This window comes from Faecalibacterium butyricigenerans, from assembly GCF_020687345.1.
In the GTDB taxonomy this organism is placed as follows: Bacteria; Bacillota; Clostridia; order Oscillospirales; family Ruminococcaceae; genus Faecalibacterium; species Faecalibacterium butyricigenerans.
On record NZ_JAJEQL010000001.1, the window covers coordinates 149,541 to 162,669 of the forward strand.

Here is a 13,129-nt window from a genome sequence, read left to right on the forward strand (position 1 = left end):
TTTGGGAGAGCTGGCGCGTGAGCGCCTGAGAGGGCAATGACAGCACGACAGAGCCGCTGTGCAGCGATAAGCGGCCCCTTTATCAGAGCGATGCTGTCGCGGGGTCAATATTCTTTGTCAACGCCCTTGCCCTCTCCGTCTGCTGCGCAGACACCTCTCCCAAAGGGAGAGGCTTTTGCGCGCGGTCAAGCCTCATACCGCGATACCCCCAGCACCACCCCCATCTCTCCCAGCAGCATCATGAGACTGGTGCCGCCTGAGGAGAAAAAGGGCAGGGAGATGCCGGTATTGGGGATGGTGTTGGTGACGACGGCCACGTTCAGAACAGCCTGCAGCGCCACCTGCACCACGAACCCCACCACCAGCAGCGCCCCGAAGCGGTCGGGGGCGTGGGCAGCGATGACGATGCCCCGGCACAGCAGCAGCACGAACAGCCCCACCACTGCACAGGCCCCCACGAAGCCCAGCTCCTCGCAGACGATGGAGAAGATGAAGTCGTTCTGCGGCTCGGGGACAAAAAGATGCTTCTGGCGGCTGCTGCCGAGTCCGAGGCCGGCGGCCCCGCCCGAGCCGATGGCATAGAGGCTCTGGATGGTCTGGTGGCCGTCCCCCAGTGGGTCGGCGAAGGGGTCGAGCCACGACCGCAGCCGGTCGGCGGCGTAGGGCACGAGGTCGGGCATGACGGCCACTGCCGCCGCAACGGCTCCGATGCCGCCTGCCCCTGCCAGCAAGAACCACCGCAGCCCCGTGCCCCCCACGAACATCAGCACCGCCCCGATGCCGAGGATAAGGACGGTGCCTGAGAGGTGGGGTTCCAGCAGCATCAGCGCTGCCACCACCCCCAGCACCAGCGCGAAGGGCAGCACTCCCACGCTGAAATCCTTCATCCGGTCGTGGTTCAGCGCGATGATGTGGGCAAACACCAGCACCACCGCGAACTTTGCAATCTCGCTGGGCTGCAAAGTGCCCAGCCCCGGGATGACCAGCCACCGCTTGCAGCCGTTGTACTCGGGCATGAAGAGCACCGCCGTCAGCATCACCAGCGACAGCCCCAGCACCGGCCATGCCAGCTTGTGGAAGATGTGGTAGTCCACCCGGCTGGCCAGCCCCATGCCGCACAGCCCCAGCGCCGCATAGAGCAGCTGAGGCCGCAGGTAGGCCCACGCATCCCCCCGCCGGTAGAGGGCCACGGCGCTGGACGCGCTGGCCAGCATCACCAGCCCGAAGCCCACCAGCGTGAGCACCAAGATCAAAAACGGCAGGTCCATGCCGGGCATCGGGCGCAACAGCTTTTTCATCCTCTCCCCCCTTCCCTTTAGTGTACGCAGCTGCCCGGGCGGCTAGTCACACCGACCGCCGCATATCCTGTAGAGAGGGAGGTGCTGTCATGTCAAACGATTCCGACACCCTGCGCACCCTGCCGGAGCGGGACTTCCGCGCCCGGGCGGGGCTTGTGGCGGGGGTGTTTTGTCTCATCTGCCTCGGGCTGGCGGTGCGGCTGCTGTTTTTGCAGGTGGTGGGCGGCGGCTGGTACGCCCAGCGCGCCCTCGGCCAGCAGCTGCGGGACACCGTCGTCCCCGCCGACCGGGGCCGCATCACCAGCGCCGACGGCCTCCTTCTCGCGGCCAACAGCAGCTGCTGGACCCTCCGGGCCTCCCCCCGGGAGATGCCGGAAGACCGCCTTCCCCTTGCGGCCAAGGGCCTTTCCGACCTTCTGGCGCTGGACGAAAAGAAGCTGCTGGAAAAGTTCAGCGACCGCCGCTCCAACGACTGTCTTCTCCGCTACCGGGTGGACCGTCAGACCGCCGACGCCGTCCGGGACTTCTGCGAGGCCAACGGCATCACCGGCATCCGCATCCAGCAGGATTCCAAGCGCTGGTATCCGCAGGGAGAATTTCTCGCGTCAGTGCTGGGCTTCACCAACGTGGACAACGCAGGCGTCTCGGGCCTCGAGCTGAAGTATGACGACCTGCTCACCGGCGAGAACGGCGTGGTGCTGACCGCCGTGAATGCGTGGGGCTACACCCTCGAGCAGAGCTATGAGACAGAGATCCCGCCCACCGAGGGGGACGGCCTCCGCCTCACCATCGACACGAACATCCAGCACTACCTCGAGAACGCGCTGGGCTACGCGGTGAAGGAGCACCATGTGGCGGCCCGGGCCGTGGGCATCGTCATGGACGTGAACACCGGGGCAGTGCTGGCCATGTCCACCACTCCCTCCTACGACCCCAATCAGCCCCGGGTGATCGCTGACAAAGCCGCCCGGGAGGCCGTGGAGGGTCTGACCGGCAGCGAGCGGGCGGCAGCGCTCCAGCTGGCCCAGCAGACCCAGTGGCGGAACAAGGCCGTCAGCGACCTCTACGAGCCGGGCAGCGTTTTTAAGCTCATCACCTGCGCGGCGGCGCTGGACACCGGGGCCATCGGCAAACATTCCAGCTTCTACTGCGGCGACTCCATCTCGGTAGCAGGCACCCGCTTCCACTGTGCCAACCACAAGCGCCACGGGGCGCAGACCGTGACGCAGGCGCTGGAAAACTCCTGCAACCAGAGCTTCATCCAGATCGGTGCACGGCTGGGCAAAGAGGCCTTCTGCGACTACTTCGAGGCCTTCGGACTCCGCTCCCCCACCGGCATCGACCTGCCTGCCGAGCCGAAAAAGAGCCTCTACTACACCGCCGAGCGGATGGGGCCTGTGGAGCTGGCCTCCTGCGCCTTTGGCCAGAGCAGCAAGGTCTCCTACCTCGAGATGGCGGCGGCGGTCTGCGCCGTGGTCAACGGCGGGCGGCTGATGCAGCCCTATGTCGTCTCGGACATCCTCGGCCCGGAGGGAGAGGTCATCGACCATCTCGCCCCGGTCTGCCGCCGCCGGGTGCTCAAGGAAGAGACCTCCCGCACCATGCGGGAGATGATGGAGGCGGTGGTACTCTACGGCGGCGGACGGAACGCCCAGATCCCGGGCTACCGGGTGGGCGGCAAGAGCGGCACCAGCCAGAAGCTGGACAGCGCCGACGAGAAAGCCCGGATCGCCAGCTTCGTGGCCGTGGCCCCCATCGACGACCCCCAGTTCCTCTGCCTCGTCTGTCTCGATGAGCCTCACAGCTGGACGACGGCGGGAGGCAGCCTCTCGGCTCCGGTCTGCGCCGAGGTCCTTGAGCAGACGCTGGTCTATAAGGGCATCCCCCGGGCCAGCCTCCCTGCTCCCTCCACCGCTGAGACCTCCGCCGACCTCCCCGAGGATGGAGACAGCTTCGATGGGGCGTGATTTTTTCGCAAAAGAAAAGACCGCCCGGAGGCGGTCTTTTCTCATATCTTCATGACATCGTGGAAATAAGGCAGAGTGGAATATTGATATCTTCGCATATACTCTCTGGGATGGAGCGGGCGGCTTCCGTCTACATGGTGGATGTAGTCTTCCAGATAGTCCAGCGCCTCTCCGGCGATCTTCCTGATGCTGCGGATCGTTTCGTTGTACTCATCTTGGTCCACCACCACATTTGCGCCGTCAAGGTATTCTGCCTTTTCCACCAGCACCATCTTGGAGTAATCCAGTCCTGACCTTGTGCGGCGGGAGCGCTCTGTCCCGCAGAAGAAGAAGGCGTTTTTATGATGGATGGAGGAGCGGTAGGGCACGCAGATGAAATAGTCCAAATGCAGGTCGATGAGCAGACAGCTATAAGGTCTGCCCTTCTTATACATCAGCTCTGGATACCGCTGGGACGGATAGTTCCGGATAAATTCTGCCGAGAGCTAATAGATCGCAACTTCAAATTCCATATCCTGCCTCTTTCGCAAAAAACGGGGCCAGCCTTTCAGCTGACCCCGCCTGAACGCTTCGCCCGGTCAATTTTTATTTTACCGATGTGTCAGAACCGTCACACATCATCATCGCTCGGTCAATTTTTATTTTACCGACGAGTCAGAACCGTCACTCGTCTTCTTCAGCGAAGGAGAAATTGCCCTGCGGCCTTTTCTCACCTATATTATATCATGTTTTTCACGAAAGTGCAATGCTTTTTTAGCTCTGCTGCGGCTGGTCGCGGAAGGTGATCTCGCCGGTGGCGCTGTCCATGGCATCGACGATGGCGAGGCTCTCCAGCTGGATGCCCTTGCTGCGGATCAGCTCGCCGCCCTGCTGGAAGCCCTTCTCGACGGCGATGCCGATGCCCTCCACGGCGGCACCGGCCTTCTCGGTCAGCTCCAGCAGACCCATCAGGGCGCAGCCGTTGGCAAGGAAGTCGTCGATGATGAGGACGTGGTCCTCCGGGGTGAGGAACTTCTTGGAGACGATGACGTTGTAAATTTTCTTGTGGGTGAAGGACTGGATCTTCGTCTCGTAGTTGTCGTAGTCGAGGTTGATGCTCATAGACTTCTTGGCGAACACCACCGGCACGTTGAACTCGCTGGCCACCACAGCCGCGATGCCGATGCCGCTGGCCTCGATGGTGAGCACCTTGTTGATGGGTTTGCCCGCGAACAGGCGCTTCCACTCCTTGGCCATCTCCCGAAACAGCGGGATGTCCATCTGGTGGTTGATGAAGCTGTCCACCTTCAGCACGTTGCCTTCGCGGACGATGCCGTCTTTGCGGATGCGGTCTTCCAGCATTTTCATGTTCTGTCTCTTCCTCCCTGATCTCCTGTCACAAAACGGTCGATATTTCATATCAGTATACCGGAAGCCGCCCCTGTTGGCAAGGCCCTTTCTGCCCAAATTTCGCCTCTTCTCCCCGGTTTTTTCAGCGCTTTGCGTTAAAAGTACGACTTTGCCCTTTCCCGTGCTCCGAGGCGCGTCCATCCGGGGACAGATTTCTTCCGTTTTCTCTTGTTTTCTGCGCAAAATCGAGTATACTGGTAGCAACCGGAAACGGCTGCTGCGGCCTGTGGGGGCCGCGCCAGAAAAAAGGAGTCACCATATGAAAACAGGGCTAGTATTAGAGGGCGGTGCCATGCGCGGGATGTTCACCGCAGGCGTCCTCGATGTTCTCATGGAGCACGGCCTCACCACCGACGGCACCATCGGGGTATCCGCCGGTGCAGTGTTCGGCTGCAACTTCAAGTCTCATCAGATCGGGCGCGTCATCCGCTACAACACCGAGTATTGCGACGACAAGCGGTATGCCAGCTTCGGCAACCTGCTGCGCACCGGCAATCTCTATAGCGAGGATTTCTGCTACCACATCGTGCCGGAAAAACTCGACCCCTTCGACGAGGAGGCTTTCCACGCCTCGCCGATGGACTTTTTTGTCGTCTGCACCGACCTTCGCACCGGCGAGCCCATCTACCACAAGTGCCGCACCGGCGATGCCGAGGACGTGCGCTGGATGGAGGCCTCGGCGTCCATGCCGCTGGCCGCCAAGGCCGTCCGGATCGGCCACTATGCCCTTCTGGACGGCGGCGTAGCTGACTCCATCCCCGTCCGCTTCTTCGAGAGTCTGGGCTACAAGCGCAATATCATCATCCTGACCCAGCCCAAAGGCTTCGTAAAAAAGAAGAATCCCTTCCTTCCTGCCATCCGGGCACGGTATCTGCGCTACCCTGCCTTCGTGGCGGCGGTGGCCGACCGCCACGAGCGGTACAACGAGACGCTCTCCTACATCGCCATGCAGGAATCCACCGGCAGAGACTTTGTCATCCGCCCGCCTATCCCGCTGGAGATCGGCGCCATGGAGCGCGACCCCGCCCAGCTGCGCCGGGTCTACGATACCGGCCGCGCCGTGGCGGAGAATCAGCTGGATAAGATCGAGGCTTTCCTGAATGAAGTGAAGGCGATGGAGGAATAACCTCTCCGTCACGCCTACGGTTCACGGTCAGCCGCCTCTTTGTCCAACCTCTCAGTCTGCTTCGCAGACAGCTCCCCTAGTAGGGGAGCCTCTGGCGAAGAGATAAAGCTTTCCGCCATGCCAAGGCCTCCCCTCGGTAGGGGAGGTGGCAGCGTGTAAGCGCTGACGGAGAGGTTATCCCCTAACAGAAAAAAGCAGGCCTCCGCCCTTCCGGGCGGAGGCCTGCTTTGCTTTTATCTCTTACGGGACATCGGTCTCGGAGATGGGCGTATCCAGTTCATCGGCGGGCGCGGAGGCGTCCGCTGCTGCTTTTCCGCCCTTCTTCTCCTTGCGGGGCGCTTTCTCCTTTTCGGGCTTGCCGCCCTTGGGGCTGCGCTTGCTGCGAATGCGCTTTGCCAGCAGCAGGAGCAGCACCAGCAGGGCCGCGCCGCCGGCGCAGAACGCCCAGACGGGAAGTTTGCTGGGCACAAAGGCCACTTCCACTTCGGTGCCGGTGACGGTGAAGGTGGTGTAGCTGCCGAAGCTGCCCGTCTCCACTCGCTGCCAGCTGCCGTCGGCCTGTTTGACGTAGACCTTGCCCTCGGCCTTGCCCGGGGTCAGGTAGCGGATCTGATGGGTCTCGTTGCCGTCGTCGGTGAACTCCAGCAGCCACTGCTCGGTGACGCCATGGACGTCGGCTGTGATGTCCTGCTGGGTGACCTGCACCGCGTTGGAGCCGCCGAAGAAGCCGTCCACATAGAAGACCGGGCGACCGTTCTCACGGGTCACGCTGCTGCCAAGCGCCGGGATGTAGGAGGTGTACTCCACATTCACTACGGTGTCGGTGTGGAGGGCATCCAGCACGGGGGTGCTCCACTCGGCGTAGTAGCCCTCCTTCTGGGGGATCTCCGGGTAGTCGGCCTCCGTGAAGGACGCGCCGTAGTCGAAGCTGATCTTCTTGATGGTGTGGCCGTCAGCCTTGAAGACGAGGTTCAGCTTGCGGAAGGCCGTGGGCAGGCCCTCCTGCGCGAGCAGGGTCTCATAAGTGACCGGCTCGGCCTGCCCGGCCCGGCTCAGGCGGTCGATGCCCTGCAGGTCGTCGGAGACGAAGAGGTTGCCCACGAAGCTGCCGTCCTGACCGCCGGAGATGGCGCCCACATACTGCTGGCCTGCCAGCACCGAGACGAGGGCGCGGTTGTTGATGGCGATAAGGCTGCCGTCGGTGAGGTCGCTGTCGCTGCCCTGACCCACGATGCCGCCGATGTACTTCTCGCCGCTGAGGGCGCATTTTGCCCAGTTGCTGCGGAGCTTTGCGCTGGCCGCACCAGCGATGCCGCCCACCTGATTGACGCCGGTGACGTCGCCGTAGGACTCGCAGGCCGTCACAAGGCCCAGCTCCTCCTGACCCACGATGCCGCCGACCATGTCCTTCTTGGCGGTGACGCTGCCCTCGTTGGTGTTGCCGATGAGGACGGCGCTGACGGTGTAAGAGGTGCGCAGGAGCGAGGTGCCCTCGTCCTTGTTGTCCTCCTCGGGGTCCAGCAGGTTCTCGACGCCCATGGTGCCGGCGATGCCGCCTACGTTCATGTCGGCGTCGATGGTGCCCCGGTTGATGCTGTTCTCGATCTTGCCGTCGGACTGGGCGGCGATGAGTTCTTCGGACTCATCCTCATAGATGGTCTTGCTGCCCGGGTCGCTGATCTCCTGCACGGCGTCCAGCATCAGGTTGGACACGACGCTGACCTGTGCGGTCACGGCCCGCATCTTGGCGGTCAGCTGCTCGCTGGAGGTCCGCACGGTGCTGTTGATGTCCTCCATCTTATCGGTCAGGCCGCTGACCGCATCAAAGAGGGAGTCCTTGGTGTTGGTCAGCTCCGCCGAGGGACGAGGCACCTTGATGGGGTCCTGCTGGTTGAGCCAGTGGAGGATGTCGCGGGTCTGGCTCATCATATCGGTCAGCCCGCCGAGGCCGTCCTGCAGCTGGCCCAGCGCCACAGAGGTATGGACCAGCGTTGCACTGGTGAGGGCGGCGTCGGTCTTGAGCAGGTCGATGGAATCGCTCAGGTCGTCCATGCCATCGCTGAGCTTATCGGACGCATCTCTCAGCCTTTCAATGCCGCTCTTGATGTCATCTGCGCCGTCCAAACCGCCGACCCAGTCCTTGATGCTGCCCATGATGTCGTCGGTGATGCTGCCCATCCCGGTCAGGGCGTCAGAGGTCTTGTTCAGGGCCGACGCCAGCTCGGGATGGTCGGCGGCAGAGACGGCCTTAGCCGCACTGCCCACGATGCCGCCCATCTGGGTCGTGATGGTGGAGATGGTTCCGATGGCGCTGGCGATCTGAGAGGTCGCACGGGCGATGTCACTGTCGTTGGACAGGAGGGATGCCGTCCGCAGCAGGCCCATGCCTGCGGTGACGGCCTTCATGGCCGGAGAGAGGCCGCTGCCCAGCGTAAAGACGCTGGCCACAGAGTTGGCCACTTTCAGCAGCTCGATGCCGGTCTTGAGGTTCTGATCGGACTTTGTATCCGGGGAGAGGGAGTCGTAGGCCGAGAGGATGCCGGAGATGGCCTGCGAGGCGGCAGTGTCGTCGCCGGTGTTGATGGATTCCAGCAGCTTCTTGATGCCGTTGGAGATACCATGCAGGCCGTCGCGGTTATCTGCGGCGGCGTCTGACACCTTATCCAGACTGTCGCTGGTCTTGGCAAGGGCGCGGGAGGCCATCAGCATCTCCGCAGCCATCTCGCGGATGGCCCACTTGAGGCTGCCGGTGGCTTCGGCGAGCTTGGCCATGGCGTCCTCGCCGGTGTCCATGACCGGCTCCAGCTTGGTGAGGGTATCGGCCAGCAAAGTGGAGGCACGGTCGATCTCGTCGGCCACCTCATCGCCGTAGTCGCTGGCCTGATCGTCCAGCTGGCGGGCCGTGGCAATAGCGGTATCCATCTGGCTGGTCATGGCGTTGAAGGAATTGGAGATGCTGGTGGTGGAGTTCTCGATGACGCCGGTGGTGTCGTCCACGAGGCCCCGCAGCACATCCAGCTCGGAGCGGAGGCGGCGGATGGTGTCCTTGGACAGGTCCAGCTCCCGGTAAGGCTCGGCCTGACCGGCGATGCCGCCCACGTCCTTGCGGCCCAGCACACGGCCCTGATTGACGCAGCCGGACACAAGGCCGTCGGTGCGGCCCACGATGCCGCCCACGTTGTAGCCGATGTGCTCGTAGCCGATGGTGCCGGTGTTGACGCTGGTGAGGATCATGCCGGAGGAGCGGCCCGCGATGCCGCCGGTATCGGTGGCGACATTGGTGGTGGAGCTGCCGCTGTTGTCGGAGGAGTCGATGCTGGCCTTCCGACTGTTGATGTAATCCACCATTTTTGCCGTGAAGCCGTCGGTATCCAGTGAGGCCTCCTGATACTCGGTGTTGATGCTGCCGACGTTCGTACAGCCGGTAATCGCGCCGAGGTTGTAGCCGGTGATGCCGCCGGTGGCGGACTTGCCGGTGACGATGGCCCGGGCGGTACAGTGGTCGATCGTTCCCTCGGCCTCGTTGCGGCCCACGATACCGCCCACTTCGCTGTCGCCGGTGACGACGCCGGTGAACTGGCAGCTGATGAGGGTGCCGTGGTTGATGCCCACGATGCCGCCGGTGGTGGTGTCCTTGGTGTCCGAGACGGACACGACGCCCCGCACGCTCAGGGACTCGATGGAGCCTTTTTCCTCCACGATGCCGAAGAGGCCCGCCGGGGAGTACTCGCCCGACACCGTCAGGTCGGAGATGGTGTGGCCGTTGCCCTTGAACTGTCCGCTGAAGGACGGGATGGGCGCCCAGAACATCCCCTCAAGGGAGAGGTCCTGCTGCAGGACGACGGTCTTGCCCACCGACCACTGATCGTAGGCACAGCTCTTGGCCAGCGAAAGCAGGTCCGAGACGCTGTTGATGTAAATGGTATCGCTGTCATCAGACGCGAACACCGGCAGAGCGATGCTCAGCGTCAGCACAGCGGCCAGAAGCGCAGCCGTCAGGCGGCGCAGCAGCTTATTCTTCTTCATTCTGCACCTCCTGCGGTCTGTTGTCATCCAGTTCCTGCGCCACATTGCCCGAGATAACGGTCAGCTGGACGTCACCGTCCACGATGGCGTTCATCGTACCGGCCACAGAGCCGTGGATCTCGCCCTGCACGATGCCGTTGACCCGCATCCGGCCATTGCCGCTGCTGCGTGCCACCAGCTTGGGCACGGCGAAGCTCGTCTTATCGACGATTTTAGAGCCAACCAGCAGGATCTGGGGCAGGACGAAGAGGACGAGGAAGATGGAGATGATGGTGCCTCGGCCAAGGCACTGGCCGATGCCCACGATGCAGGCGTCGGAGGTCATCTGGCCGATAAGGGTGCCCGACACGGCCATGATCGTGCCGGAGGTCAGGATGGTGGGGAAGGCAAAGTTGATGGTCTCGATCATGGCCTGCTCGTGATCCATCTTGTCCTTCAGCTCGCTGAAGCGGGTACCGATGACGATGGCGTAGTCGATGTTCGCACCCATCTGGATGGAGCTGACGATCAGGTAGCCCATGAAGTAGAGGTTGGTGTGGGAGAAATAAGGGAAGGAGAAGTTGAGCCAGATCGCGCCTTGAATGACCACGATGAGCAGCAGGGGCATGCCCACCGACTGGAAGGTGAACAGCAGCACCAGCAGGACGATGAAGATGGACACGACGCTGACGACGACGTTGTCGATGGCGAAGGACTTCTGGAAATCGTACTCGTTGGTGGCGTCACCGGCCATGTACAGCTCGCCGTCCGGGTAATACTTCCGGGCGATGGAGCGGATGGTATCGGTGAACTCATAGGTCGTCTGGCCGGCCTCCAGCGAGGGGCTGAGGTAGATGAGGACGCGGTTGTACTTGTCGCCCTGCAACTGAGCCAGTGCGCTCTCCATCTTCTCCCGGGCCTCGTGGAGGTCGTCCAGTTCCTCCTGCGAGAGGGAGACGATGCCGGTGTCGGCCTCGTCGCAGACGTAGAGGAACATATCCACAAGGGGCACCCGGTACGAGGCAAAGTTGCCGATGATCTGGCCGTACTCCTCGTTCTCGATGGCGTAGGCGGTGTAGACGAGCTGGGCGGCCTCGTAGTCGAGGTCGGCCATCTCAGAGAACTGGCGGGCGGTGAGTTTGTCTTCCAGCATATAGCCGTCCTGGGCCTCGATGTTGGACAGACCCTGCGTATGGTCGATCTCGTCGTAGCTTTCCAGCTCCTCCAGCATCTTTTTCTCGACGCTGTAGTCATCATTCTTAGGGTAGACGAGGGCCACGAGGTTGGATTTCGTAAAATTCTCCTCGATCATCTGGTCCGCGATGAGGGATTCGTTCATCTTGGGCACCTTGATGACATCGTAGCCGTAGGCGTAGGGGCAGAGGCTCGAGAAGTGGTAGGCGATGAGGATGACCACCACGAAGATGGCGGGGACGATCTTACGGGTACGCCATGCAAAGCGTCCCACGAAGGGGATGTCCGGCACGAAGTTCTTGTGCTTGGTCTTGTCCATGTAGGGGCCGAAGAGCATCAGCAGACCAGGCATGACCACGAACACCGAGATCATCGAGAAGAGGATGGCCTTGATGAGGCAGGTGGCCATATCCGCGCCGATCTTGAACTGCATGAACAGCATGGCCACCAGACCGCCGATGGTGGTCAGGGAGCTGGAGCTGATCTCCGGGATGCTCTTGCTCAGCGACTCGATGACAGCTTCCTTCAGCGGCATGGTCTGGTGCTCTTCTTTAAAGTGGTTGCAGAAGATGATGGCATAGTCCAGCGACAGGGCCAGCTGCAGGATGTTCGTCACCGAGTTGGAGACGAAGGAGATGGTGCCCAGCAGGAAGTTGGTGCCCATGTTCAGGATCATGCCCACCACGAAGGTGAGGATGAGGACGGGCACCTCGGCGTAGGTCTGGGAGGTGAAGATCAGCACCACCACAATGATGACGGCGACGTACACCATGATGACCCGCACCTCGGCATCAATGGTCTCCTGCTGGGTGTTGCCCAGCGAGGTGGAGACGTAGATGTCGTAGTCGGCCAGATACTCCTTCACCCGGTCGAGGGCCTCGAGGCACTGGTCGTCCTCCTCGGGGTAGTCGAAGGTGATGGAGTAGAGGGCCGATACCGAGTCCTTATTATAGTGGTCTGTGGTGTCGTCGTAGTCCAGCATCTGGACGCCCTTCAGCTCGGTGAGCTGATCGGAAAGCGCGTCAGCCTCGTCGGGGGTGATGTTGGCCACCATGACGTCGGCAGAGCCGTAGGTCGTGAACTGATCCTCCATGATGTCCAGACCCAGACGTGTCTCTGAGGTCTTGGGCAGATAGGTGGTCATGTCCGTCTCGACCTTGACCCATTTCACCGCGAATACCGTGAAAATGGTCGCCAGAACGACGAACAGGAACACAAGGTTGCGGCGCTCTACGATCTGGCGCGCAAGCTTGTGCATAAAGTCTATCTGTGGTTTTTCGTGTTCGTTCAAAGCGTCTGACCTCCTTTACGATGGTTTGTCGGCAGTTTCATCCCCAGGGATGGGCTGCACAGTCGTCTCATAAGCAACCTCCGTCTGATACACAACTTTTGGTGATTTTGTTAAAATCCACACGGCAATATTTGTACAAATGATATAATAAAGCCCGACCTGTCAAAATGCAATCAACAAAGCCGCGCGAATGATAAAATTGGCCCATTCTTTGCCAGAGCAAAGCGTGCCTCAATGCCTGCGCCGCCTGCGCGGGCCTGCATTGACATAGCCGAACACCGTGCCGCACACGCCGCCGACGATATGCATAAAGTTGGCCACGTTGTCCCGCACAAAGATGATGTCATACATCTGCTGGCCCAGATAGAGCGCCGCCACCAGCAGCATGGTCACCGGGATGCCGCCGGAAAAACCGGACAGGGACGCCAGCATGATGAGCATGAAGACGATGCCCGACGCCCCCAGCAGGGCCGTGCGGGGGAACAGAAGGCACTGCAATACGCCCGAGATGAGGGCCGTGAGCAGGATGCCCTTCAGAAGCGGCAGACTGCCGTACTTCTCCTCCATCGGCGGGCCGACCACCAGCAGCAGGAGCATATTGTTGATAAAGTGATCCCAGCTGCCGTGCCCCAGCACATGGCCGAAGAGCCGGAAATAGAACAGCGGGTCTTTCAGCGAGGAGCGGTAGACGCTGAACAGATGGGTGGTAGTCCAGCCGCCAGTGTACCGGCCCAGAAACAGTGCCCCCAGCGAGAGGAGGAAAAATGTCAGGATGACCGGCGAATTGTACTGGACTGCCAGCGTGAATTTAGGTCGTTTCGTGTCTGTTTCCTTCTTTCCCAGCGGGCCGTCCGGGCCG

Annotated in this window: 7 protein-coding genes and 1 pseudogene; 2 read left to right on the forward strand and 6 right to left on the reverse strand. The window is 61.7% G+C overall.

Annotated features, from left to right (window positions below; all coding sequences use genetic code 11):
* Positions 1-185 precede the first annotated feature (185 nt).
* Positions 186-1,298: an FtsW/RodA/SpoVE family cell cycle protein gene (locus LKD23_RS00725; RefSeq protein ID WP_227619891.1), complete on the reverse strand. Its 1,113-nt coding sequence runs from the start codon at positions 1,296-1,298 to the stop codon at positions 186-188.
* 89 nt (positions 1,299-1,387) lie between these two features.
* On the opposite strand from LKD23_RS00725, the gene LKD23_RS00730 reads away from it, so the two are divergent.
* Entirely contained in the window at positions 1,388-3,265 is a 1,878-nt protein-coding gene (locus tag LKD23_RS00730) for a peptidoglycan D,D-transpeptidase FtsI family protein (RefSeq protein ID WP_227619892.1), read from the forward strand.
* Positions 3,266-3,306: 41 nt separating this feature from the next.
* On the opposite strand, the pseudogene tenpIN reads toward LKD23_RS00730, so the two are convergent.
* Positions 3,307-3,738: pseudogene (tenpIN, locus tag LKD23_RS00735) on the reverse strand (type III toxin-antitoxin system TenpIN family toxin); the annotation flags it as partial.
* Positions 3,739-4,018: 280 nt separating this feature from the next.
* Positions 4,019-4,612, reverse strand: coding sequence for a xanthine phosphoribosyltransferase (locus LKD23_RS00740; protein ID WP_227619894.1), 594 nt, complete (start codon positions 4,610-4,612; stop codon positions 4,019-4,021).
* 301 nt (positions 4,613-4,913) lie between these two features.
* On the opposite strand from LKD23_RS00740, the gene LKD23_RS00745 reads away from it, so the two are divergent.
* Complete coding sequence (locus LKD23_RS00745; protein WP_227619895.1) at positions 4,914-5,780, forward strand: patatin-like phospholipase family protein; 867 nt, start codon at positions 4,914-4,916, stop codon at positions 5,778-5,780.
* Positions 5,781-6,020: 240 nt separating this feature from the next.
* Here LKD23_RS00745 and LKD23_RS00750 read toward each other — a convergent pair whose 3' ends face one another.
* The 3 genes from LKD23_RS00750 to LKD23_RS00760 all read right to left on the reverse strand — a co-directional run bounded on the left by LKD23_RS00750 (position 6,021) and on the right by LKD23_RS00760 (position 13,071).
* Positions 6,021-9,806 (reverse strand): YhgE/Pip domain-containing protein, encoded by a 3,786-nt coding sequence (locus tag LKD23_RS00750; RefSeq protein WP_227619896.1) that lies wholly within the window; start codon positions 9,804-9,806, stop codon positions 6,021-6,023.
* Positions 9,793-12,270 carry an efflux RND transporter permease subunit gene (locus LKD23_RS00755; RefSeq protein ID WP_227619897.1) on the reverse strand — a complete coding sequence of 826 codons (2,478 nt, stop codon included), beginning with the start codon at positions 12,268-12,270 and terminating at the stop codon, positions 9,793-9,795. The genes LKD23_RS00750 and LKD23_RS00755 overlap by 14 nt, the downstream gene beginning before the upstream one ends.
* 231 nt (positions 12,271-12,501) lie before the next feature.
* Positions 12,502-13,071 carry a rhomboid family intramembrane serine protease gene (locus LKD23_RS00760; protein ID WP_227619955.1) on the reverse strand — a complete coding sequence of 190 codons (570 nt, stop codon included), beginning with the start codon at positions 13,069-13,071 and terminating at the stop codon, positions 12,502-12,504.
* Positions 13,072-13,129: the final 58 nt, after the last annotated feature.